This is a genomic window from Blastococcus sp. SYSU DS0533 (assembly GCF_054050775.1).
The window spans coordinates 253,576-277,263 of sequence record NZ_JBJGZZ010000001.1; the positions used below are offsets into that span (position 1 = coordinate 253,576).

Sequence of the window (23,688 nt, forward strand, 5' to 3'; positions counted from 1 at the left end):
GCGGCCCTGCTCCTAGGCTGATCACCGTGACCGCCCTCCCCACGACCGCGCTGCCGGCGGGGATCACCGAGCTGGCGGTCTACGAGGTGCCTTTGCGCACCCGGTTCCGGGGGATCGACGTGCGCGACGGTGTGCTGCTCCGCGGCCCGGCCGGCTGGGGCGAGTTCTCGCCGTTCTGGGACTACGACGCCGCCGAGAGCCGCCGCTGGTGGGCCGCCGCGGTCGAGGCCGCCACCGAGGGGTTCCCGGAGCCCGTGCGCTCCAGCGTGCCGGTCAACGTGACGGTGCCCGCCGTCGACGCGGGGCGGGCGCACGCGATCGTCGCCACCTCGGGCTGCCGCACCGCCAAGGTCAAGGTCGCCGAGCCGGGGGAGACGGCGGCCGACGACCGGGCCCGCGTCGAGGCGGTGCGCGACGCGCTGGGCCCGCAGGGCGCGATCCGGGTCGACGCCAACGCCGCCTGGGACGTCGGCACCGCGGTGCGGCGCATCCGCGAGCTCGACGCCGCCGTCGGCCTGGAGTACGTCGAGCAGCCCTGCGCCACGCTGGACGAGCTGGCCGCCCTGCGCCGGCGGATCGACGTCCGGGTCGCGGTCGACGAGGCCGTGCGCCGCTCGGCCGATCCGCTCGCCGTCGACCTGCGGGAGGCCGGCGACGTCGTCGTCCTCAAGGTGCAACCGCTCGGGGGCGTGCGGGCGGCGCTGCGGGTCGCGGAGGCCCACGGCCTGCCGTGCGTCGTCTCCTCGGCGCTGGAGTCGTCGGTCGGCATCGCCGCCGGCGTCGCGCTGGCTGCCGCCCTGCCCGAGCTGCCGTTCGCCTGCGGCCTGGCCACCGTCGCGCTGTTCGCCGGAGACGTGTCGTCGTCCCCGCTGCTGCCGGTCGACGGCGCGCTCCCGGTGGTCCGCCCGGAGCCCGACCGCGTTCCCGCCGCCGGGCAGGGCACGGTCGCCCGGTGGACGGCCCGGATCGACGAGGTGCTCGCCGCGTGAACCCCTCCACCGCCTTCGGTCGGGTGCTGGTCGACGAACTCGTCCGCGGTGGCGTCACCGACGCCGTGCTCGCCCCCGGCTCCCGGTCGGCGCCGCTCGCGCTGGCGCTCGCGTCGGCCGAGCGGCACGGCCGGCTGCGGCTGCACGTGCGCATCGACGAGCGGACGGCGGCCTTCCTCGCCCTGGGGCTGGCGAAGGGGTCCGGCCGCCCGGTGCCGGTGGTGACCACCTCGGGGACGGCGACCGCGCACCTGCACGCCGCCGTGCTGGAGGCCGACGCCGGTGGGGTCCCGCTGCTGGCGCTCACCGCCGACCGGCCCCCGGAGCTGCGGGCCACCGGCGCCAACCAGACGATCGAGCAGGCCGGGCTGTACGGCGCCGCGGTCCGCTGGGCCGCCGACGTCGCGGTGCCCGAGGCCGGCCGCGAGGAGGCGCAGAACCGCTACTGGCGCTCGCTGACCGCCAAGGCGCTGACCATCGCGTCGGGCACGCTCTCGGCCGACCCCGGGCCGGTGCACCTGAACCTGGCGCTGCGCGAGCCGCTGCTGCCCGACGACGAGCCCGCCGAGCTCGTCGCCCCGTGGGCCGGCCGCCCCGGCGGGCGGCCGTGGACGGAGGCCGAACCGTCGGCCGGGTGGGCGGCGCGTGCCCACCGCCTGCCGCCGCGCACGCTGGTGATCGCCGGGGACGGCCCGCTGCACGCCGCGCCGGGGCTCTCCGACGGCTCTGCCTGGCCCGTCGTCGCCGAGCCGAGCAGCGCGTTCTGGGGCCTGCCGGGTGGGGTCCGCGGGGGTGTGCTGGCGCTCGGCGCCGCCGGCTGGCTGGCCGTGCACCGGCCCGAGCGGGTGCTCGTGGTGGGTCGGCCCACGCTCTCGCGGCCGGTCAGCGCGCTGCTGGCCGACCCCGCCGTCACCGTGGAGACGGTGAGCGCCTCGCCGCGGTGGGCCGACGCCGGCCGGTCGAGCAGCGCGGTCCGGCGGCTGTTCACCGGCGCGGAGCCCGACCAACCGGTCGACGCGGCGTGGGCGGCCGCCTGGCACGCGGCTGCCGACCGGGTGGGGGCGGCGGTGGACGCGGTGCTCGACGGCGCCCCGGCGCTGACCGCCGCGCGCCTGGCCCGCGACGTCGTCGCCGCGCTGCCCGCGGGTGCCCTGCTGGTGCTCGGCTCGTCCACGCCGGTCCGCGACGTGGACCGGCTCGCGGTGCCGCGCGCCGACGTCACCGTGCTGGCCAACCGCGGCGTCGCGGGCATCGACGGCACGATCTCCACGGCCGTGGGGGCGGCGCTGGTGCACGGCGGACCGGCGTTCGCGCTGATGGGGGACCTCACGTTCCTCCACGACCTGACCGGGCTGCTGCCCGGCGAGGGGGAGCCACGGCCGGACCTCACCGTGGTCGTGCCCGACAACGACGGCGGCGGGATCTTCGCCCAGCTCGAGCCGGGGCAGGACCGGCACGCGGCGGACTACCGACGGGTGTTCGGCACCCCGCACGGGCGGGACCTGGTCACGGTCGCGGAGTCGCTGGGCTGGCCGGCGACGCGGGTGTCGACGCCGGCGGAGCTGCAGGCGGTGCTGGGGCTCGGCGGCCCGCAGGTCGTCGTGGTCGGCACCGACCAGCGCGCCGAGGCGGAGCTCGCCGGCAGGCTGCGGCAGGCGGCCGCCGCGGCGCTGGGGTGACGGCCGGCGGTGCGCGGGCCCGTGGGCACGGCGCGCCCCCGTGAGCCGGCGTGCGATCGAGCAGATCGAACGCGCCCGAGCCGCGACCACCCTGCTGCTGGACGGGGCGGCCGCCGCGGTCGTCGCGGACCTGGGCTACTACGACGAGCCGCACCTCGCCCGCGCGCTGCGCCGGTACAGCGGGCGCACCGCCGGTCAGCTCCGCAGCGGGACCGGCGGTGCGCTCGCCCTCACGGCTCAGCGCACGACGTCGTAGAGGGCCTTGATGACACCGTTCGAGTAGGATTCGGACTCCCGCAGCGACAGCTGCCGCCGGTCCTCATCGGTCCGGCTGAACACGCTCTTGCCCGACCCCAGCAGCACCGGGAAGACCAGCAGGTTGTAGCGGTCGATCAGGTCGGCGTGGGCGAGGTTCCGCGCCAGTTTGGCGCTGCCGTGGACGAAGATCGCGCCACCCTCGGTCTGCTTGAGCGCGGCGACGTCCTCGGTCGTCCGCAGGATCTCCTGGGGGCCCCAGCCGTCGACGAGCGCCTCCTCGCCGAGCGAGCCGGACACGACGTACTTGGGCAGGTCGCGGTAGGCGATGTGGTCCTCGGAGCCGGGCCAGCTGCCGGAGAACGCCTCGTAGCTGCGCCGCCCGAACATGAGCGCGGTGGTCTCCTCCAGCTCCTCGGCCTTCAGCGCGAACGACTCCGGCACGAAGGGCGTCCGGAGCACCCAGCCACCGCTGGGGTGCCCCTCGACGGCTCCGCCGGGGGAGTCGACGACGCCGTCCAGGGTCATGAAGCCCGTCCAGACGAGTTGACGCGGCATGGTGTGCCTCCACGGTTCCAGGAGATCCATCTCCCTCGGCTCGGGCGGCGCCCTCGCGCCGTCCCACTGCCATGACCGTAGGGGCGCCGGGCGTCCGTGGTCTTGGACGGGACCGACACCGGTCGCGGGAGGCGGCTCAGGACTCGAGCGCGGCCTGGAACGCGGCGAACTTCGACTGGGTCTCGGCCAGCTCGGCGGCCGGGTCGGAACCGGCGACGATGCCGCACCCGGCGAACAGGCGTGCCCCGCCGTCCTGGGTGAGCTCGGCGCAGCGCAGCGCCAGCCCGAACTCGCCGTCGCCGCGGGCGTCCATCCACCCGACCGGGCCGGCGTAGCGGCCGCGGTCCATGCCCTCCAGCTCGCCGATCAGCGCGGCGGCGTCGGCGGTGGGGGTGCCGCACACCGCGGCCGTCGGGTGCACCGCACCCAGGAGCTCCAGCAGCCCGGCAGACGCTCGCTGGCGGCCGACGACGTCGGTGGCCAGGTGCCGCACGTTGGCGAGGGTGAGCAGCTCCGGTCCCGTCGGCGCGGTCAGCTCGTCGCAGTACGGCTCGAGCGCACGCACCAGGGAGTCGACGGCGAGCGCGTGCTCGCTCCGGTCCTTCGCCGACCCGAGCAGCGCCGCGGCGAGCCGCTCGTCCTCAGCGCCGGCCCCGCGGGGTGCGGTCCCGGCCAGCACGCGCGAGGACAGCTGCCGCCCGCTGCGCCGCAGCAGCAGCTCGGGGGTCGCGCCGAGCAGGCCGTCGACGGCGAACGTCCAGCAGCCGGGGAAGCGGGCGGCCAGGCGGTGCAGCAGCCGGCGCGGGTCCAGGGCGGGCTCGGCGGAGACCAGCAGGTCGCGGGCGAGCACGACCTTGGCCAGGTCGCCGGCGGCGATCCGCTCCACGGCTGCCGACACGGCGGCGCACCAGCTCGCCGGGTCCAGCGCGCCGTCGGCGTAGCGGAGGCGGGGCGCAGAACCGTCGCCGTCCCGGACGGGCGCCGGCAGCTCGGGCGCGGCACCGATCGCGGTCACCCACCCGACGCCGTCGCGCCGTCCCACGACCACCTCGGGGACGACGAAGACCGACGTGCCGGCCGCCGGGTCGAACGCGATGCTGCCGAAGAGGACCGGCCCCGACCCGGGGACGCCGAGGTCGTCCTCCACGTCGAGCCTCGCCACGTAGTCGTCCCACCAGTCGGCGGCCTCGGCCAGCGCGCGGGGGCCGGAGACCTCGAGCCGCGCCGCCTCGCCCCAGCCGACGAGCCCCTCGCCCCGCCGCACCCAGGACAGCCCGCCGCCCGCCGGCAGCAGGTCGAGCAGCTCGCCCGCGGCGTCGGCGCGGACCGTGCTGGCGGTGCGCGCGGCCGCTGCCGGGGAGGTCAGGGCGGCCGCGGTCACGAACCCAGCCTAGGCAGGCTTGTAGCGTCGACGCCGTGGCAGACCGGCGAGACAACCCGCACACCGCCGGCGTGAGGGCCGGTCTGGACAAGCGGCCGGCCGAGGTCGCCGCGATGTTCGACCGGGTCGCCGAGCGCTACGACCTCACCAACACGGTGCTCTCCGGCGGGCTGGACGCCTCCTGGCGGCGGGCCACCCGCGAGGCGCTCGGCGCCCGCCCGGGGCAGACGGTGCTGGACGTCGCAGCTGGGACGGCGGTCTCGACGGTCGAGCTCGCGGCCGGCGGCGTGCGCGCGATCGCCTGCGACTTCTCCCAGGGCATGCTGCGCGCCGGCGCCGCTCGCCCGGTGCCCAAGGTCGCCGGCGACGCGATGGCGCTGCCGCTGGCCGACGAGAGCGTCGACGGCGTCGTCATCTCCTTCGGGCTGCGCAACGTGGCCGATCCCGACGCCGCGCTGCGCGAGTTCTCCCGGGTCACCCGCCCGGGCGGCACGCTGGTGGTCTGCGAGTTCTCCAGCCCGACCTGGGCGCCCTTCCGCACCGTCTACACCGAGTACCTCATGAAGGCGCTGCCGCGGATCGCCCGGGCGGTGAGCAGCAACCCCGAGGCCTACGTGTACCTGGCCGAGTCGATCCGCGCGTGGCCCGACCAGCCTGCGTTGGCCGCCCGCCTGCAGGAGGCCGGCTGGGCGGACGTCGCCTGGCAGAACCTGACCGGCGGCATCGTCGCGCTGCACCGGGGCCGCAAGGGGTGAGCCGCCGGGCGCGGGTGCTCCTGGGGGACCGGTCGCTGCCCCCTGGGTACGCCCACCCGCCGGCGCCGGCGCCGGCTCCCGGGGGTGGGTGCAGTTCGAGCAGTACCACCGGCACACCGCCTGGGACCGGCCCGGTGGCCTGGCGAACCGGTCGGGCGCCGGTGACCTCGATGTCGTCGTGTACTCGGCGCAGACCTGGGCGCGGCTGGCCCTGGAGGGCAACCAATCGGTGCTGCTGCTCTTCGTGCCCGACGAGGAGATCGTGCACCGCGACGAGGTGGGCGCCGAGCTGACCGACAACGCGCACCGGTTCGTCTCACGCCGGGCCGGGGAGCGCTTCCTGGACTACCTCCGCGCGCAGAAGTCGGCGATGACCGGGGAGGCGGGCGCGCACACCAACCGGCCCGAGCTGTCCTCGAGCACGGCTACGACAGCGAGTACGCGATGCACGCCCTGCGGCTGGGCGTCCAAAGGATCGAGCTCCTGACGACCGGGCGGATCCCCTTGCCGGTGCCCGAGCCGGACCGCGCCCGGCTGCGCGCGATCCGCCGGGGCGAGGTGGACCTGGACGAGGTGCTCGCCGAGCTGGCCTCCGTCGAGGCGCGGCTGGTGGATCGGCAGGACAGCCCGGCGGTACCGGCCGAGCCGGACCGGGCGTGGGTGGACGACTGGCTGCACCGCGCGCACGTGGGGTATCGGGCAGCCGGCTGAGGGACGCGGTGCGACGCGGGGTGCCCGGCGATCCGCTCGTCGGCCTCCGTCCCGTCCATCGCTCACGGTCGAACCGGAACTGTCGTACCTCGTACGTATGTTCGATCCGTGCCCACCGCCGAGCTCTCCCGCAGTGCCCTCGAGGGTGCCCTCGTGGGGTGGTTGCTCGAGTCGCGGCCGACGGTGGCGCGCTTGCCGGTGGGGGCGCTGTCCGCTGCCGAGAAGGCCGCCGAGCTGCGGCGGCTGCAGGCGCGCCGGGCCATGGACGCCGCCTACGAGGCGGAGCTCGTGATGGGGCTGGCCGCCGACCGCCCCGACACCGACGACCCGCCCCCGGGGCACCCGGGGGCCCGCCGCCGCGGGCCGGGGTCGCCGGTGCCGGGGACGAGCGAGTTCCTGCCCGACGAGCTGGCCGCGGTGTTGAACTGCTCCCGGCCGTTCGCCGCCGGGGTGCTGTCCGACGCCTACTTGCTGGTGGAGCGGATGCCCGCTGTCTGGGCCGCGTGCGCGGCCGGCGAGCTGGACTGGTTCCGCGCCCGCGTGTTCGCCGGCGTGCTCGGCCATGCCTCCGACGACGTGATCGCCGCTGTGGTCCCCGCCCTGCTCCCCGGAGCGGCGGGGTTGTCGTCCGGCCGGTTGCGAGCGCAGCTGGTGGCCGCCGCGATCGCCGCCGACGAGGAGTACGCCGAGCGGCGGCGCGCCGAGGCCGAGGCGCGGGCCGGGGTGCGGGTGCACCCGACCGGCGACGGGCTCTCGGCGTTGACCACCGAGCTGCCCTCGCCGGTGGCGGCGGCGATGTGGTCGGCGATCGACCAGGCCGCCCAACTCGCCCGCACCGGTGGCGACGACCGGCCGATCGGGGTCCTCCGGGCCGAGGCGCACGCCGCGCTGGTGCTGCGACCGTGGGACACCTCCCGCCCCGCGATGACCGGGCACGTCACGGTGGTGGCCCCGCTGGCAGCGCTGGGCCGGCCGGCAGGCGCCGGCGCTCTCGGCAGCGAGGCCGGGCCGAGCGTGGACGGCATCCCGATCACTGCCGCCCACCTCCGCGAGCTCCTGGCCCGACTCGGCGCGTTGGGGGTGCAGGCCCCTCCGGGCGGCAGCCGGGCGGTGGCGATCACCGGGGCGGTCGGGGCACTCCTTGCCGCGGTGACCGCCGCAGAGCTGCGCCGGCTCGCCGCACGCGGCTGCCCGGCGCACGGCGGTGCCGCCGACTGCGGCTGCCCGCTGACGGGGTGCCCGGCGCCGGTGGCCGGGCACGACGCCTCCGCGGCCCAGAAGCGGTTCCTCCGGCTCCGCGACCGCACCTGCCGGCACCCGGGCTGCGGCCGGCCGGCCGGGCGCACCGACGCCGACCACGTGGTGCCGTACGACTGCGGTGGTCGCACCGCTTGCGAGAACCTCTGCTGCCTGTGCCGCAGGCACCACCGGCTGAAGACCTTCGCCCGCGGCTGGCGGTTCGAGCTGCTACCCGACGGCACCCTGCGGGTGACGACGCCCAGCGGGGTCACCCGCACCACCCGGCCTCCCGGTCTGCGCGACCTGTCGGCGCAGCCCGCACTCCCCGCGTCGCCTCCACCGCCACGCCCACCGGAGGAACCGCCGCCGTTCTGACCGCGCCGACGGGACGGTCGTCGATCCATCCGGGTCGAGTCCGGCCGGCGGCGCGGCCAGGTGTGCCGCGCCGCCCGGTGGTTAACGACCAGGCATGACGACACCAGCCTCACCCCAGCCCCAGGACCCCGACTCCGCGCCGACGGACCCGGTGGAGCCGCTCCCCGACCCGATCTCGAAGCCCGACCCGGACGACCCGGGCACGCCGCGACCGGAGTCGGACCCGGTCCCGATCGTCTAGCACCCCCGTGCAGCGCGCCCGCTACGCCGACCGCCGCGACGCCGGGCGGGTGCTGGCGGGCGCGCTCACCGGGCGGGCGGACGCCCGTGCGCTGGTCCTCGGGCTGCCCCGAGGCGGCGTCCTCGTCGCCGCCGAGGTGGCCCGCGCGCTCGGCGCGGAGCTCGACGTCCTCGTCGTACGGAAGCTCGGTGCGCCCGGTCAACCGGAGCTCGCGATGGGGGCGCTCGCCGCGATCGGCGACCGCGTGGAGACCGTCTGGGTGCCCGCGGTCCGCGACCGCGTCGACCCGGACCCGGCCGCGGTGGACGCCGTCCGCCAGCGCGAGCTCACCGAGCTGCGCCGCCGGACGGAGGCCTACCGCGGCGACCGGCCTGCTCCCGTCGTGGCCGGCCGCCACGTCCTGCTCGTCGACGACGGCCTCGCCACCGGTGCGAGCGTGCGTGTCGCCGTCACCGCCGTGCGGGCAGGCGGGCCGGCGCGCCTCACCGTCGCCGTCCCGGTGGGTCCGCGCGCGGCCCTCGCCGAACTGGCGGAGATCGTCGACGACGTCGAGTGCCCCCTCGCGCCGGCGAGCTTCCGGTCCGTGGGGCAGGCCTACGAGGACTTCTCCGAGACCTCCGACGAGGAGGTCCTCGACGCGCTCCACCGAGGGGGGACTGTCGGCTAGATCACACAGCGGCCTAGACTCGGGACCGACGGCCTTGTGAACCTTTTCACAAGGGCACCGGGCTCGACGACGGACCGGAGGTGCGAGATGGCGCGGACCGCAGCGGCGCACGTTGCCGACGTCGTGGTCGTCGGCGCCGGTCCGGCCGGCTCCAGCGCGGCCTGGCACCTCGCCCGTTCCGGGCTGGACGTGGCGCTGCTGGAGAAGGCCGAGTTCCCCCGCGAGAAGGTCTGCGGCGACGGGCTGACCCCGCGCGGCGTGAAGGCGCTGCGCGACATGGGCGTCGACACCGCGGGAGCGGGCTGGGTGCGCCGCCGCGGACTCCGGGTGCACGGCGGCGGTCGCGTCGCCGAGGTCGACTGGCCGCGGCTCGACTCGTGGCCCGACCACGGCCTGGTGCGCCCCCGGCGCCAGCTCGACGCGCTGCTGGCCGACCACGCCCGGTCCGCCGGCGCCCGGCTGGTCACCGGGACGACCGTCACCGAGCCGCTGCTCGACGACGACGGGCGGGTGGCCGGCGTCCGGGCCGCGACCGGTGACCGCCGGCCGGTCACCTGGCGTGCGCCGCTGGTCGTCTCCGCGGAGGGGCTCTCCGGCCGGCTGGCCAAGGGGCTCGGGCTGCTGCGGCGCACCGACCGGCCGCTCGGGGTGGCCCTCCGCGGGTACGTGCGCAGCCGGCGCAGCCACGACCAGTACCTCGACATCGCCTTCGACCTGACCGCCGACGGCCCGTCGCGCGAGACCATGCCCGGCTACGGCTGGATCTTCGGCATGGGTGACGGCACGGCGAACGTCGGCTACGGCCTGCTCGACACCCGGCGCGGCACCGGGGCTGACCGGCGCTCGGTCCTCCGCCGGTGGCTGGACCTCTTCCCCGCGGAGGACGGGCTCGGCGAGGACGACGCAGTCGGCCCCCTGCGCGGGGCGGGGCTGCCCATGGCGCTGAGCCGCGGCCCGGCCTACACCCGCGGGCTGCTCCTGGCCGGGGATGCCGCCGGCACCGTCAACCCGTGCAGCGGCGAGGGGATCAGCGCCGCGCTCGAGAGCGGGCGGATGGCCGCCGAGACCGCCGTGGCCGCGCTCGCGCAGCAGGCGGGCGCGGCGCGGGAGGCGGTCCTGCAGCGGTACCCCGGCCGGCTGCGCGCCGAGCTGGGCCGCCACCACCGCCTCGGGCTGGGCTTCCTCGCGCTGCTGGCCCGCCCCGCCGTCGTGCGGCTGGCCATGGCGCGCGGGCTGCGCCGACCCGCCGTCACCGACGCGGCGCTGCGGGTGATGGGCAACCTGTCCGACGGCCGCGACGGCGACATGGTCGACCGCGCGCTCGCGGTGCTCCTGCGACTGACCCCGGCGACCTGAGTGGCTGCCGTGACGACCCGCCCCGACACCGACCCTCCGTACCGAGACCGTTACCCGTACGTGACCTCCATCACCCTAGGGTGCCGCTGATGCTCTCGACATACGTCCCGATCGTCGGGCTGTTCGCCCTCGCCGCCGCCTTCGCGCTGTTCTCGGTGGCCGTCGCCCCGTTCGTGGGTCCGCGGCGCCACAACCGCGCCAAGCTCGCGGCCTACGAGTGCGGCATCGAGCCGGTCGACCAGCCGCTCACGGGCGGCCGGTTCCCGGTGAAGTACTACCTGACGGCGATGTTGTTCATCGTCTTCGACATCGAGATCGTCTTCCTCTACCCCTGGGCCGTCGCCAACGACGCCCTCGGGGTGTGGGGCCTGGTCGCGATGGGCCTGTTCATCGGCACCGTCTTCCTCGCCTTCGCCTACGAGTGGCGGCGCGGCGGGCTCGAGTGGGACTGACGGGGGAGCACTGATGGGACTCGAGGAGAAGCTGCCCAGCGGCGTCCTGCTGACCAGCGTGGAGAAGCTGGTCAACTGGACGCGCAAGTCGTCGCTGTGGCCCGCCACGTTCGGGCTGGCCTGCTGCGCGATCGAGATGATGGCCTCGGGCGCCGGCCGCTACGACCTCGCCCGCTTCGGCATGGAGGTCTTCCGGGCCTCGCCGCGGCAGGCCGACCTGATGATCGTCGCCGGGCGGGTCAGCCAGAAGATGGCCCCGGTCCTGCGCCAGATCTACGACCAGATGCCGGAGCCCCGCTGGGTGCTGGCGATGGGCGTGTGCGCGAGCTCAGGCGGCATGTTCAACAACTACGCGATCGTCCAGGGCGTCGACCACGTCGTCCCGGTGGACATGTACCTGCCCGGCTGCCCGCCGCGGCCGGAGATGCTCATGGACGCCATCCTCAAGCTGCACCACAAGATCCAGCACGAGCCGCTGGGCCCCAAGCGGGCGCGGGAGCTGGAGCGGGCACGCGAGGAGGGCACCGCGCGCGACCTGCTCGTCGAGATGCCCTCCACCGTGCGCGCGGACAAGCGGCAGCGCCGGGCCTACGAGGAGGCGGCCGCCCAGGGGCGGGCCGGCCAGTTCGCCATCGAGCAGCGTGGCGGCAACGCGGTGCTGCTGCCCGGCGAGAGGAGCGGCCGGTGAGCAACGACGGCGGGTCGGTCGTCCCGGGCCGCGAGGAGGCCGGGTACGACGACAGCACGGCGCCCGCGGGGGGCTTCCGGAAGGGCGCGTTCGGTGTCGCCGGCAGCGGCGACACCTCGGGCTTCGGCGGGCTCGTCCGCGTCGAGCCGGGCGGCGCTGTCGCGCTGCACTCCACCGACCGCCCTTTCGGCGGCTGGTTCGACGAGGTCACCGACGCGCTCATCGAGGCCGTGGGCGAGGGCACCTACGCCGCCGCGGTGCAGCGGGTGCTGGTCGACCGCGGTGAGATCACCTACTTCCTGGCCCGCGAGCACCTGCTCACCCTGGTGCGGGCGCTGCGCGACGACGAGGCGCTGCGCTTCGAGCTGTGCAGCAGCGTCTCCGGCGTCGACTACCTCGACAGCGGCGGCCCCGCGGTCGCGCCCGGCCGGCCGAGGCTGCACGTCGTCTACCACCTGACCTCGATGACCTACCGGCGCCGCATCCGGCTGGAGGTGGCGGTGAGCGCGGAGGACCCGCACGTCCCCTCGGTCACCGGCGTCTACCCGACGGCGGACTGGCACGAGCGGGAGGCCTACGACATGTTCGGCGTCGTCTTCGACGGCCACCCGGCGCTGACCCGGATCCTCATGCCCGACGACTGGGACGGCTTCCCGCAGCGCAAGGACTACCCGCTGGGCGGGATCCCGGTGGAGTACCACGACGCGGTCATCCCGCCGCCGGACACGCGGCGGGCCTACCGGTGACCGGGGGAGGGCACCGATGAGCACGACCTACGACCCCGCCGACCCCTATGCGGGTTCGCGGGAGACCACCGAGGGCCGGGTCTACACCGTCACCGGCGGGGACTGGGACGTCACCCTCGGGGCCGATCCGCACGGCGAGGAACGCCTCGTCGTCAACATGGGCCCGCAGCACCCGTCCACGCACGGCGTGCTCCGGCTGGTCCTCGACCTCGAGGGCGAGACGGTCACCAAGGCGCGGGTCGTCATCGGCTACCTGCACACCGGCATCGAGAAGAACACCGAGTACCGCAACTGGGTGCAGGGCACGACCTTCGTGACCCGCATGGACTACCTCGCGCCGCTGTTCAACGAGGCCGGCTACTGCCTGGCGGTGGAGAAGCTGCTCGGCGTCGAGGCCCCGCCGCGCGCCCAGACCATCCGCGTGCTGGTCATGGAGCTGAACCGGATCGCCTCTCACCTGGTCGCCCTGGCCACCTTCGGCATGGAGATGGGCGCCCTCACCGGCATGACGAACGGCTTCCGCGAGCGGGAACTCGTCCTCGACCTGCTCGAGGAGATCACCGGCCTGCGGATGAACCACGCCTACATCCGGCCCGGGGGACTGGCGCAGGACCTGCCCGAGGGGGCGGTCGAGCACATCCGCGAGTTCCTGCAGGTCATGCCGGAGCGGGTGGCCGACTTCCACCGACTGCTCACCGGCCAGCCCATCTGGCAGCGCCGGCTCAAGGACGTCGGGTACCTGGACGTCACCGGCTGCGTCGCGCTGGGCGTGACCGGCCCGATCCTGCGCGCCGCCGGGCTGCCCTGGGACCTGCGCAAGGTCGAGCCCTACCTCGGTTACGAGACCTACGACTTCGAGGTGCCCACCGCCGACACCTCCGACGCCTGGGGGCGCTACCTCGTCCGCATGGCCGAGGTGAACGAGTCGCTGAAGATCATCGAGCAGGCGCTGGACCGGCTCGAGCCGGGACCGGTGATGGTCGAGGACAAGAAGATCGCCTGGCCGGCCCAGCTCTCCCTCGGCCCCGACGGCATGGGCAACTCCCACGAGCACGTCGCGCACATCATGGGCCAGTCGATGGAGGCCCTGATCCACCACTTCAAGCTGGTCACCGAGGGTTTCCGGGTGCCGGCCGGCCAGGTGTACGTCCCGGTCGAGTCCCCCCGCGGGGAGCTCGGCTACCACGTGGTCAGCGACGGGAGCACCCGCCCGTGGCGCGTCCACGTGCGCGATCCCAGCTTCGTGAACCTGCAGGCCACGGCGGCGATGAGCGAGGGCGGCATGATCGCCGACGTCATCGCCGCGATCGCCTCGATCGACCCCGTGATGGGGGGAGTGGACCGATGAGTGCACTGCCTGGCAGCCCCGAGGGGACGGCGGTGACCGGGCTGGACTCCAGCCCGGTCGACGTCGGCTCGCTGGCCGGGGTGCCGCCGCTGCCCGAGCGCGCCCGCCTCGAGGCGCGGGACATCATCGCCCGGTACCCGGTGGCCCGGTCGGCGCTGCTGCCGATGCTGCACCTGGTGCAGAGCTACCAGGGCTACGTGACCCCCGAGGGGGTCGCGCTCTGCGCCGAGGAGCTCGGGCTGACCAAGGCCGAGGTCGGGGCGGTCGCGACGTTCTACACGATGTACAAGCGCCGCCCGACCGGCCGCCACCTGGTCAGCGTCTGCACCAACACGCTCTGCGCCGTCCTCGGCGGGCAGCGGATCATGGACGCGCTCTCGGCCGACCTCGGCGTGCACCACGACGAGACCACCGCCGACGGCTCGATCACCCTCGAGCACGCCGAGTGCCTCGCCGCCTGCGACTACGCGCCCGTGGTCACCGTCGACTACGAGTTCTACGACCAGCAGGACGTCGAGAGCGCCCGGGCGCTGGTCGCCGCCCTGCGCCGGGGTGAGAAGCCGCTGCCCACCCGCGGCGCCCCGCTCACCGACTTCCGCGGCGTCTCCCGCCAGCTGGCCGGCTTCTCCCAGCACGCCGACGAGGCCGCGGCGGCCGCCGCCGTCGACGCGCCCGGCGACTACGGGCCCACCCTGCGCGGGCTGCGGCTGGCCGCCGAGCGGGGCGAGTCCGCGCCGCCGGTGCGGGGGCCGGAGCCCGAGCCGGTGGACACGGGGGAGCCGCGCGAGACCGTCCGCCCGTCCGGGACCACCGGTGAGACCCCCGGGCAGGAGGCGGCGGACGCACGCGTCGCCGCCGCGGACAACCCGGCGGAGGAGGCCGGCGCCGCCGGGTCCCACCCCGACGCTCCCGAGCCGTCGGGCCGGGCGCTGGCCGACCAGGACGGCGGCACGGAGACGCCCGCGGGCGCCGAGCCGGGCACCGGCGACCAGGGCCCCGACGTCCCTCCCCCCACCGGACAGGGGTCCGACGGGACCTCCCGCACCTTCCAGGGCCGAGCACCGAAGCGGAGGCGCTGAGCCATGCCCCTCACCCCCGTCCTCACCGCCCGCTGGGGCGCCGAGAACTCGTGGCGGTTGTCGACCTACGAGCGGCTCGACGGCTACTCGGCGCTGCGCACGGCGCTGTCGATGGCGCCCGACGAGCTGGTCACCATGGTCAAGGACTCCGGGCTGCGCGGCCGCGGCGGCGCCGGCTTCCCGACCGGCATGAAGTGGAGCTTCATCCCGCAGCCCAAGCCGGGTGAGGAGCCCACCGGCCCGGCGGCCATGCCCAAGTACCTGGTCGTGAACGCCGACGAGGGCGAGCCGGGCACCTGCAAGGACCTGCCGCTGATGATGGCCGACCCGCACTCCCTCATCGAGGGCGTCATCATCTCCGCCTACGCGATCCGGTCCAGCTTCGCCGTCATCTACGTCCGCGGCGAGGCCGTGCACGCCCACCGGCGACTGCTCAACGCGGTCGGGGAGGCCTACGCCGCCGGGTACCTCGGCACCGACATCCTCGGCTCCGGCTACGACCTCGAGCTCCTGGTGCACGCCGGCGCCGGCGCCTACATCTGCGGCGAGGAGACGGCGCTGCTCGACTCGCTGGAGGGCTATCGCGGCCAGCCCCGGCTCAAGCCGCCGTTCCCCGCGGTGGCCGGTCTCTACGGCGCCCCGACGGTGATCAACAACGTCGAGACGCTGGCCAGCGTGCCGTTCGTCGTCCGCGGCGGCGCCGAGTGGTTCAAGGCGTTCGGCCCGGAGAAGTCGCCGGGGCCGAAGATCTACTCGCTGTCGGGCCGGGTCGTGCGGCCGGGCCAGTACGAAGCCCCGATGGGGACGACGATGCGCGAGCTGCTGGAGATGGCCGGCGGCGTCCGCCCCGGGCACGAGCTCAAGTTCTGGACCCCGGGCGGCTCGTCGACCCCGTACTTCACGCCGGCGCACCTCGACGTCCCGCTGGACTTCGACTCGGTCGCCGCGGCGGGGTCGATGCTCGGCACGACCGCGCTCATGGTGTTCGACGAGACCGACTCGATCGTCGAGGCCACCCTGCGGTTCACCCAGTTCTACGCGCACGAGAGCTGCGGCAAGTGCACCCCGTGCCGCGAGGGGACCTACTGGCTGGTCCAGATCCTGCAGCGGCTGGTCGACGGGCAGGGCACCGCCGCCGACCTCGACCTGCTGACCGACACCTGCGACAACATCCTCGGCCGCTCGTTCTGCGCTCTCGGCGACGGCGCGACCAGCTGCATCTCCAGCTCCCTGAAGTACTTCCGCGACGACTACGTCGCACTGCTGCCGCCCGAGGAGCAGGCCCGCCTGGGCCGGTCGCTCCGCCTCGAGCCGGTGGGAGCCGCCTCGTGACACTCACCCCGACCAGCCCCGACCCCGCGCCGGCCGTCCCACCCGGTGCGCCCGGTCCGCACACGCCCGAGGACGCCGTCCGCTGCACCATCGACGGCTTCGACGTCGCCGTGCCCAAGGGGACGCTGATCATCCGCGCGGCCGAGATGATCGGCGTGCAGATCCCGCGGTTCTGCGACCACCCGCTGCTGGAGCCGATCGGGGCCTGCCGGCAGTGCCTGGTCGAGGTCGAGGGCCAGCGCAAGCCCGTCGCCTCCTGCACCATGCCCGTCACCGACGGGATGGCGGTGCGCACCCAGCTGTCCAGCCCGGTCGCCGACAAGGCGCAGCAGGGCACCATGGAGCTGCTGCTGATCAACCACCCGCTGGACTGCCCGGTCTGCGACAAGGGCGGCGAGTGCCCGCTGCAGAACCAGGCGATGAGCAACGGCCGGGCCGAGAGCCGGTTCGAGGGGGAGAAGCGCACCTACCCCAAGCCGCTGCCGATCAGCAGCGAGATCCTGCTGGACCGCGAGCGCTGCGTCCTCTGCGCGCGGTGCACCCGCTTCTCGCAGCAGATCGCCGGCGACCCGTTCATCGAGCTCTTCGAGCGGGGCGCGCTGGAGCAGGTCGCGATCTACGAGGACGAGCCGTTCTCCTCCTACTTCTCCGGCAACACCACCCAGATCTGCCCCGTCGGCGCGCTCACCAGCGCCCAGTACCGGTTCCGCGCCCGCCCGTTCGACCTGCGCAGCGAGCCCAGCGTCTGCGAGCACTGCGCCTCGGGCTGCGCCATGCGCACCGACTACCGGCGCGGCCGGGTCACCCGCCGGCTGGCCGGGGACGACCCCGCGGTCAACGAGGAGTGGACCTGCGACAAGGGCCGCTACGCCTTCCGCTACGCCACCGCCAACGAGCGGCTGACCACGCCGCTGGTGCGCCGGGACGGCCGGCTCGAGCCCGCCTCGTGGCCGGAGGCCTGGGCGGCGGCGGCCGACGGCCTGCGCCGGGCCCGCGCCGAGGGGGGCGTCGGCGTGCTGCCCGGCGGCCGGCTCACCTTCGAGGACGCCTACGCCTGGGCCACCTTCGCCCGGGTCGCGCTGGGCACCAACGACGTCGACGCGCGCGCCCGCGCCCACTCGGCCGAGGAGCTCGCCTTCCTCGGCGCGGCGGTGGCCGGCACCGGGCCCGCGACCGGGGCGGTGACCTACGACGACCTCGGCTCCGCGCCGGCGGTGCTGCTCGCCGGGCTGGAGCCCGAGGAGGAGTCGCCGATCCTGTTCCTCCGCCTCCGTCGGGCGGTGCGCACCGGCGGGCTCGACGTGTTCGACCTGGCTCCCTTCGCCACCCGCGCCGCGCAGAAGCTGGACGCCACGGTGCTCACCACGGTGCCGGGCGCGGAGGCCCGGTCGCTGCACGCGCTCGCCGAGGGCAGCTGGGGCGGGCCCGCCGTCGAGGCGCTGCGGCAGCCGGGGGCGGTCCTGCTCGCCGGCGAGCGCCTGGCCGAGGCGCCCGGCGCGTTGACCGCGCTGCTGGCGCTGGCCCGGGCGACCGGCGCCCGCGTGGCCTGGGTGCCGCGCCGGGCCGGGGAGCGGGGCGCGGTCGAGGCCGGTGCCCTGCCCACCCTGCTGCCCGGCGGCCGCGCCGTGGACGACCCCGCCGCCCGCGCCGAGGTGGCCGCGGTGTGGGGGGTGGACCCCGCCGCGGTGCCCGCCGCGCCGGGCCGCGACCTCACCGGCATCCTCTCCGCCGCCTGCGCGGGCAACGTGCCCGGCCTGCTCGTCGGCGGCGTCGACCCGGCGGACCTGCCCGACCCCGCGCTCGCGCTGGCGGCGCTGGACGCGGCCGCCTTTGTCGTCAGCCTGGAGATGTTCCCGACGGAGGTGACCGAGCGCGCCGACGTCGTCCTGCCGGTGGCGGCGTCGTCGGAGAAGGCGGGGAGCTACCTGGACTGGGAGGGCCGGCTGCGCTCCTTCGACGCCACGCTCCACGGCACCGGCCGGCTGGGCGACGGCAGGGTGCTCCACGGGTTGGCCGACGCGATGGGCGTGGACCTGCACCTCGCCGCGCCGGAGGTCGCGCGGGCCGCGCTCGCCGGCCTGGGCGTGCGCCGCTCGGCCGCCGGCGGCGCGCTCCCCGACGTCGCACCGCCGGACGCCCCGGGGCTGCGCGAGGACGAGGCGGTGCTCGCCTCCTGGCGCCAGCTGCTCGACGTCGGCACGCTGCAGCGCGACGAGCCCGAGCTCGCCGGCACGGCGCGGCCCCCGGTGGCCCGCATCGGCGCCGGCACCGCCGCCCGCCTGGGCCTCGCCGACGGCGACCGCCTGACCGTCAGCGGCGTGACCGGCTCGATCAGCCTCCCGGTGGCGGTCACCGCGATGCCCGACCAGGTCGTGTGGCTGCCGATGCGCTCACCCGGCAGCGAGGTGCGGACGGCGCTGGGCACCGGGCCCGGCGGCATCGTCCGGCTGTCGGCCGGCCCGGTGCCCACCGGCGCCACGACGCACCCGCTGGAGGACGTGCGATGACGCCGTGGGCCTCGCCCGAGCAGCCGACGCTGGCCGACTTCGGCCAGGACGTCTGGTGGATCGTGCTCATCAAGGTCGTCGGCGTCTTCGCCGTGCTGGTGCTGATGACGCTGTTCGCGATCGTCCTCGAGCGCAAGGTCGTCGCCCGCATGCAGCAGCGGATCGGCCCCAACCGCGTGGGGCCGCGCGGCTCGCTGCAGAGCCTCGCCGACGGGCTGAAGCTGGCGTTCAAGGAAGACATCATGCCCGCGCTGGCGGACAAGCCGGTCTACCTCCTGGCGCCGGTGATCGCGGTCATCCCGGCGTTCGTCGCCTTCTCGGTCATCCCGATGGGGCCGGTGGTCAGCATCTTCGGCGAGCAGACGCCGCTGCAGCTGACCGACGCCCCGATCGGCGTGCTGATCATCCTCGCCATGTCCGCCATGGGCATCTACGGCATCGTGCTCGGCGGCTGGGCCTCCGGGTCGACCTACCCGCTGCTGGGCAGCATGCGCAGCGCGGCGCAGATGATCAGCTACGAGATCGCGATGGGGCTCTCCATCGTCGCTGTCTTCCTCTACGCCGGGTCGATGTCGACCTCGGAGATCGTCGCCGCGCAGGCGGACGGCAACGAGGTGTCCCTCTTCGGCCTGGAGTTCACCGGGCCCAGCTGGTACGCCGTGCTGCTGCCGGTCTCCTTCGTCATCTACGTCATCGCCGTCGTCGGCGAGACCAACCGCGCGCCCTTCGACCTCCCCGAGGCCGAGAGCGAGCTCGTCGGCGGCTTCCACACCGAGTACTCGTCGTTGAAGTTCGCGCTCTTCTTCCTCGCCGAGTACATCAACATGGTCACCGTCTCGGCGCTGGCCGCCACGCTCTTCCTCGGGGGCTGGCGGGCGCCCTGGCCGCTCTCGATCTGGGACGGCGCCAACAGCGGCTGGTGGCCGCTGCTGTGGTTCTTCCTCAAGGTCGTCGCCGCGCTGTTCGTCTTCATCTGGCTGCGCGGCACCCTGCCCCGGCTGCGCTACGACCAGTTCATGCGCTTCGGGTGGAAGGTGCTGGTCCCGGTCGCGCTGGTGTGGATCCTCGTCGTCGCCACCATGCGGACCCTCTCCCGCGAGGCCGACCTCTCCACCGGCCAGGTGGCGCTGTTCGTCGGCGTCCCCGTGGCGGTGCTGGTGCTGCTCGGTCTGGCGGTGGCCAGCCGGTCGGCCAACCGGGACACCCGGCTCATGGCCGAGGACGCCGCGACCGGGGGCGTGCACGCCTCGGACCCCGAGCCCGAGGTGCTGCCCCCGGCCGGCGGAGGACGGCGCCCGGCCGGCGGTCCCAGCCGGTCCGAGGGCGGCTTCCCCGTCCCGCCGATGGACCTCGTGGTGCCGCCGTCCCCGCGGCTGCGCCGAGAGCCGGTCGCCACCGACGGCTCGGTCGTCGGCACCGGGCGGCGTTCGGCCCCGACCACTTCCCAGGAGGACGGCGATGAGTGACAGCCGCAGCGGCGACCGGGCACCGGCCCGGCGCGGGAGCGCCGAGGTCGAGCGGGCCGCGGGGGCAGCGGCCGCGCGCCCCGTCGCGCGCCCCGGCCTGCGCGACAAGCTGGTGCCGGCGCCCGCCCAGGGGTTCGGGGTCACCTTCGCGCAGATGTTCCGGACGGTGACCACCGAGCAGTACCCGTTCGAGCCGAAGGTGACCAAGCCGCGCTACCACGGCCGGCACGTGCTCAACCGGCACCCGGACGGGCTGGAGAAGTGCGTCGGCTGCGAGCTGTGCGCGTGGGCCTGCCCCGCCGACGCCATCTACGTGGAGGGCGGCGACAACACCGAGGACGCCCGCTTCTCGCCCGGTGAGCGGTACGGCGCGGTCTACCAGATCAACTACCTGCGCTGCATCTTCTGCGGGCTGTGCATCGAGGCCTGCCCGACCCGCTCGCTGACCATGAGCAACGACTTCGAGCTGGCCGACGACAACCGGCGCGACCTCATCTACACCAAGGAGCAGCTCATGGCCCCGCTCCTGCCGGGCATGGAGGCGCCCCCGCACGCCATGCGCCTCGGCGACGACGAGAAGGACTACTACGTGCGCGAACCGGAGGCCCGGTCGTGACGCCGGACGCCGCGGTCGCCATCGGGACCGGCGAGGCCGTGGTCTTCTGGATCCTCGGCCCGCTGTCCCTGGCCGGGGCCCTGGGCATGGTGCTCAGCCGCAACGCCGTCCACTCCGCGCTCTGGCTGGTGCTGACCATGCTCTCGCTGGGCGTCTTCTACGTCGTCCAGTCCGCGCCCTTCCTCGGTGCCGTGCAGATCATCGTCTACACCGGCGCGATCATGATCCTGTTCCTGTTCGTGCTGATGCTGGTCGGCCGCGACTCCTCGGACTCGGTGGTCGAGACGCTCCGTGGGCAGCGGGTCGCGGCGACGCTGCTGGGCATCGGGTTCGCCGCGCTCGTCGGGGCCGGCATCGCCCGGGCGACCCAGGACCTGCCCGTGGTGGGGCTGGAGGCGGTGCAGGCCGGGGCGGGCGGGCCGGCGGCCGGCAACGTCGAGGCGATCGCGGCCCTGCTCTACACCCGCTACCTGCTGGCCTTCGAGGTCACCGGGGCGCTGCTGATCGTCGCCGCCGTCGGCGCGCTGGTCTTCACCCAGGCCGAGCGGGCACCCGGCAGCCGCACCGGCCAGAAGGAGCTGTCGCGGGCGCGCTTCCTCACCGACCGGCCGCAGACGCTCCCCGGCCCCGGCGTCTACGCCCGCGCCACCTCGGTCGCCGCACCCGGGATGCTGCCCGACGGGAGCATCGCGCCGGACAGCATCGCCACCGGCATCGAGCCGCAGCGGGTCGAGCCGCTGCCCCGGGGCACCGGCCGGCACCAGCTCGGCTCCCCGGACGCCGCGCTGGGCTCGCTCGACCCCACGCTCAGCGACACCCCGGGCGGCCGCGAGGGCGGTGAGCACAGGTGAGCGAGCGTGCGAGCTCACCCATGAGCAGAGCAGCGTCCGCGAGCGGACCGGGGAGCAGAGCACCACAGGTCACGGCTGCGACGAGCTGGGGGCACCTCCCGCTCGCGGGGGACAGCGAGGAGTTGGCATGACGCTCTCGTACTACCTGGTGCTCGCGGCGATCCTGTTCACCATCGGCGCCGTCGGGGTCCTGGTGCGGCGCAACGCGATCGTGGTGTTCATGTGCGTGGAGCTGATGCTCAACGCCGTCAACCTGACGCTGATCACCTTCGCCCGGTCGACCGGCACCGTCGACGGGCAGATCATCGCGCTCTTCGTCATGGTCGTCGCCGCCGCCGAGGTGGTCGTCGGTCTCGCGATCATCATGTCGATCTACCGGACCCGCAGGTCCGCCTCGATCGACGACGCCAACCTGCTGAAGTACTGACGGCGAGACGGGGACACCTGTGTCTGAGACGCTGCCCGCCGACGGGCTGCTCGGCTGGTCCTGGTTGCTCATCGCGCTGCCGCTGGCCGGCGCCGCGGTGCTGCTGCTGGGCGGCCGCCGCACCGACCGCTGGGGCCACCTGCTGGGGACGGCGACGGTCGGCACCGCGTTCGCGCTGGCGGTCCTGTGCACCGTGCAGCTGGCCGGCCAGGACGGGGCGCCGGCCGACGTCGAGCTGTTCACCTTCATCGCCACCGGAGAGCTCGACGTCACCGCCGGGCTGCTCTACGACCCGCTGTCGGCGGTCTTCGCGCTGCTGATCACCGGGGTCGGCTCGCTGATCCACGTCTACTCGATCGGCTACATGGCGCACGACCCCGGGCGCCGCCGCTTCTTCGCCTACCTCAACCTCTTCGTCGCGGCGATGCTGCTGCTGGTCCTCGGCAACAGCTTCGTCGCCCTCTACGTCGGCTGGGAGGGCGTGGGCCTGGCGTCCTACCTGCTCATCGCGTTCTGGTACACCCGCCCGGGCGCGGCGACCGCGGCCAAGAAGGCGTTCATCATGAACCGGGTCGGCGACGTCGGCCTGGCGCTGGCGATCTTCGTGATGTTCGCCCAGCTCGGGACGACGTCCTACGCGGGCGTCTTCGGCTCGGTGGGGACCCTCGCCGGCGGGACGATCACCGCCATCGGGCTGCTCCTGCTGCTGGGCGCGTGCGGCAAGTCGGGCCAGTTCCCGCTCCAGGCGTGGCTGCCCGACGCGATGGAGGGCCCCACCCCGGTCTCGGCGCTCATCCACGCGGCGACCATGGTCACCGCCGGCGTCTACCTCGTCGCCCGCTCGGCGCCCATCTACGACCTGACGCCGACGGCGCGGGCGGTCGTGCTGGCGGTCGGGGCGCTGACCCTGCTGATCGGGGCGATCGCCGGCTGCGCCCACGACGACATCAAGAAGGTGCTGGCCTACTCGACGGTCAGCCAGATCGGCTACATGTTCCTGGCCGTCGGCCTCGGCCCGGCCGGCTACGTCGCCGGGCTGGCCCACCTGCTGGCGCACGGCTTCTTCAAGGCCGGGCTCTTCCTGGGCGCGGGCTCGGTCATGCACGCGATGCACGACTCGGTGGACATGCGCCGCTTCGGGGCACTGTGGAACAAGCTGCCGATCACCTTCGTGACCTTCGGGCTGGGCTACCTGGCGCTGATCGGCTTCCCGTTCCTGTCCGGCTACTTCACCAAGGACGCCATCATCGAGGCGGCCCTGGACCGCGACGACGTCTGGGGCTGGGTGCTCGGCGGCGTCGCGGTGCTCGGTGCCGGGCTCACCGCCTTCTACATGACCCGGCTGATGCTCATGACCTTCTTCGGCCGCGCGCGCTGGGAGGAGGGCGTCCACCCCCACGAGGCGCCGCCGGTGATGACCGCGCCGATGGTGGTGCTGGCCGTCGGGTCGGTCGTCTCCGGTGCCCTGCTGGTCTCGGTCTTCCCGCTCGCGGGCTGGCTCGAGCCGGTGTTCGGCGAGCCGGCGGAGGCGGACCACGTGGTGGCCCCGGCGGTGATCGGCCTGGTCGTCACCCTCGTGATGGTGCTCGGCGTGCTGGCCGCCTGGCTCTTCGTCGGCCGCCGCGAGGTGCCGGTCACCGCGCCGGTCCGGGTCTCGCCGGTCACCCGGGCGGCCCGCAACGCGCTCTACGCGGACGCGGTGAACGAGTCGCTGTTCATGCGCCCGGGGCAGTGGCTCACCCGCGCGCTGGTCTGGCTGGACAACCGCGGCGTCGACGGCGCGGTCAACGGCCTGGCCGCGGGGCTGGGCGGTTCGTCGTCGCGGCTGGGCCGGGCCCAGACCGGCTTCGTGCGCACCTACGCCCTGGGCGTGCTCGGCGGCGCGGTCGTCGTGGCCGGGGCCCTGCTGGCGGTGACGACGGGATGAGCGCGCAGGTGGTCGGGAGCACCGACGGGTACTTCGGAGAGGA

The 23,688-nt window shown here is 75.0% G+C and carries 23 protein-coding genes; 21 read left to right on the forward strand and 2 right to left on the reverse strand.

From position 1 onward, the window contains the following. Positions 1-26: 26 nt before the first annotated feature. The 3 genes from ACI79W_RS01310 to ACI79W_RS01320 are packed head-to-tail and all read left to right on the forward strand — an operon-like array spanning position 27 to position 2,924. Positions 27-989 carry an o-succinylbenzoate synthase gene (locus ACI79W_RS01310; protein ID WP_456560284.1) on the forward strand — a complete coding sequence of 321 codons (963 nt, stop codon included), beginning with the start codon at positions 27-29 and terminating at the stop codon, positions 987-989. Next, positions 986-2,668: a 2-succinyl-5-enolpyruvyl-6-hydroxy-3-cyclohexene-1-carboxylic-acid synthase gene (gene menD / locus ACI79W_RS01315; protein ID WP_456560285.1), complete on the forward strand. Its 1,683-nt coding sequence runs from the start codon at positions 986-988 to the stop codon at positions 2,666-2,668. The genes ACI79W_RS01310 and menD overlap by 4 nt, the downstream gene beginning before the upstream one ends. Before the next feature lie 40 nt (positions 2,669-2,708). After that, positions 2,709-2,924, forward strand: a complete 216-nt coding sequence (locus tag ACI79W_RS01320) for a hypothetical protein (RefSeq protein WP_456560286.1) — start codon at positions 2,709-2,711, stop codon at positions 2,922-2,924. Here ACI79W_RS01320 and ACI79W_RS01325 read toward each other — a convergent pair. Together ACI79W_RS01325 and ACI79W_RS01330 are read right to left on the reverse strand one after the other, a co-directional pair. Further along, the gene (locus tag ACI79W_RS01325) at positions 2,906-3,481 is read right to left on the reverse strand and encodes a dihydrofolate reductase family protein (protein WP_456560287.1); all 576 of its coding nucleotides are present in this window, start codon (positions 3,479-3,481) and stop codon (positions 2,906-2,908) included. The genes ACI79W_RS01320 and ACI79W_RS01325 overlap by 19 nt on opposite strands. 136 nt (positions 3,482-3,617) lie before the next feature. Continuing rightward, entirely contained in the window at positions 3,618-4,862 is a 1,245-nt protein-coding gene (locus ACI79W_RS01330; protein WP_456560288.1) for an isochorismate synthase, read from the reverse strand. Positions 4,863-4,897: 35 nt separating this feature from the next. Here ACI79W_RS01330 and ACI79W_RS01335 point away from each other — a divergent pair, with 35 nt between their 5' ends. The 18 genes from ACI79W_RS01335 (at position 4,898) to nuoL (ending at position 23,645) form a co-directional block, all read left to right on the forward strand. Next, a complete protein-coding gene (locus tag ACI79W_RS01335; protein ID WP_456560289.1) occupies positions 4,898-5,617 on the forward strand; it encodes a demethylmenaquinone methyltransferase in 720 nt (239 codons plus the stop codon). Positions 5,618-5,705: 88 nt separating this feature from the next. After that, on the forward strand, positions 5,706-6,104 hold the full coding sequence (locus tag ACI79W_RS01340) for a DNA polymerase beta superfamily protein (protein WP_456560290.1): 399 nt from the start codon (positions 5,706-5,708) through the stop codon (positions 6,102-6,104). Positions 6,105-6,127: 23 nt separating this feature from the next. Continuing rightward, positions 6,128-6,328 (forward strand): hypothetical protein, encoded by a 201-nt coding sequence (locus tag ACI79W_RS01345; protein ID WP_456560291.1) that lies wholly within the window; start codon positions 6,128-6,130, stop codon positions 6,326-6,328. 108 nt (positions 6,329-6,436) lie between these two features. Then, the gene (locus ACI79W_RS01350) at positions 6,437-7,942 is read left to right on the forward strand and encodes a DUF222 domain-containing protein (RefSeq protein WP_456560292.1); all 1,506 of its coding nucleotides are present in this window, start codon (positions 6,437-6,439) and stop codon (positions 7,940-7,942) included. A gap of 248 nt (positions 7,943-8,190) precedes the next feature. Continuing rightward, positions 8,191-8,850, forward strand: coding sequence for a phosphoribosyltransferase (locus tag ACI79W_RS01355; RefSeq protein WP_456560293.1), 660 nt, complete (start codon positions 8,191-8,193; stop codon positions 8,848-8,850). A gap of 87 nt (positions 8,851-8,937) precedes the next feature. Then, entirely contained in the window at positions 8,938-10,206 is a 1,269-nt protein-coding gene (locus ACI79W_RS01360) for a geranylgeranyl reductase family protein (protein ID WP_456560294.1), read from the forward strand. A gap of 89 nt (positions 10,207-10,295) precedes the next feature. After that, a complete protein-coding gene (locus ACI79W_RS01365; protein WP_456560295.1) occupies positions 10,296-10,658 on the forward strand; it encodes an NADH-quinone oxidoreductase subunit A in 363 nt (120 codons plus the stop codon). A gap of 13 nt (positions 10,659-10,671) precedes the next feature. Next, positions 10,672-11,346, forward strand: a complete 675-nt coding sequence (locus ACI79W_RS01370) for a NuoB/complex I 20 kDa subunit family protein (RefSeq protein WP_456560296.1) — start codon at positions 10,672-10,674, stop codon at positions 11,344-11,346. Beyond that, positions 11,343-12,092 carry an NADH-quinone oxidoreductase subunit C gene (locus tag ACI79W_RS01375; protein ID WP_456560297.1) on the forward strand — a complete coding sequence of 250 codons (750 nt, stop codon included), beginning with the start codon at positions 11,343-11,345 and terminating at the stop codon, positions 12,090-12,092. Before ACI79W_RS01370 ends, ACI79W_RS01375 begins: the two co-directional genes overlap by 4 nt. A 16-nt stretch (positions 12,093-12,108) precedes the next feature. Continuing rightward, positions 12,109-13,440 (forward strand): NADH-quinone oxidoreductase subunit D, encoded by a 1,332-nt coding sequence (locus ACI79W_RS01380; protein ID WP_456560298.1) that lies wholly within the window; start codon positions 12,109-12,111, stop codon positions 13,438-13,440. Continuing rightward, positions 13,437-14,519: an NADH-quinone oxidoreductase subunit NuoE gene (gene nuoE / locus ACI79W_RS01385; RefSeq protein ID WP_456560299.1), complete on the forward strand. Its 1,083-nt coding sequence runs from the start codon at positions 13,437-13,439 to the stop codon at positions 14,517-14,519. Before ACI79W_RS01380 ends, nuoE begins: the two co-directional genes overlap by 4 nt. A gap of 3 nt (positions 14,520-14,522) precedes the next feature. After that, on the forward strand, positions 14,523-15,851 hold the full coding sequence (nuoF, locus tag ACI79W_RS01390) for an NADH-quinone oxidoreductase subunit NuoF (RefSeq protein WP_456560300.1): 1,329 nt from the start codon (positions 14,523-14,525) through the stop codon (positions 15,849-15,851). Further along, positions 15,848-18,358: an NADH-quinone oxidoreductase subunit G gene (locus ACI79W_RS01395; RefSeq protein WP_456560301.1), complete on the forward strand. Its 2,511-nt coding sequence runs from the start codon at positions 15,848-15,850 to the stop codon at positions 18,356-18,358. Before nuoF ends, ACI79W_RS01395 begins: the two co-directional genes overlap by 4 nt. Beyond that, a complete protein-coding gene (nuoH, locus tag ACI79W_RS01400; protein WP_456560302.1) occupies positions 18,355-19,824 on the forward strand; it encodes an NADH-quinone oxidoreductase subunit NuoH in 1,470 nt (489 codons plus the stop codon). The genes ACI79W_RS01395 and nuoH overlap by 4 nt, the downstream gene beginning before the upstream one ends. Further along, the gene (nuoI, locus tag ACI79W_RS01405) at positions 19,817-20,440 is read left to right on the forward strand and encodes an NADH-quinone oxidoreductase subunit NuoI (RefSeq protein ID WP_456560303.1); all 624 of its coding nucleotides are present in this window, start codon (positions 19,817-19,819) and stop codon (positions 20,438-20,440) included. Before nuoH ends, nuoI begins: the two co-directional genes overlap by 8 nt. Continuing rightward, positions 20,437-21,291 (forward strand): NADH-quinone oxidoreductase subunit J, encoded by an 855-nt coding sequence (locus ACI79W_RS01410; RefSeq protein WP_456560304.1) that lies wholly within the window; start codon positions 20,437-20,439, stop codon positions 21,289-21,291. Before nuoI ends, ACI79W_RS01410 begins: the two co-directional genes overlap by 4 nt. Positions 21,292-21,418: 127 nt before the next feature. Then, positions 21,419-21,718 carry an NADH-quinone oxidoreductase subunit NuoK gene (gene nuoK, locus ACI79W_RS01415; RefSeq protein WP_246982456.1) on the forward strand — a complete coding sequence of 100 codons (300 nt, stop codon included), beginning with the start codon at positions 21,419-21,421 and terminating at the stop codon, positions 21,716-21,718. 19 nt (positions 21,719-21,737) lie between these two features. Further along, entirely contained in the window at positions 21,738-23,645 is a 1,908-nt protein-coding gene (nuoL, locus tag ACI79W_RS01420) for an NADH-quinone oxidoreductase subunit L (protein WP_456560305.1), read from the forward strand. The last annotated feature ends 43 nt before the right edge of the window (positions 23,646-23,688 follow it).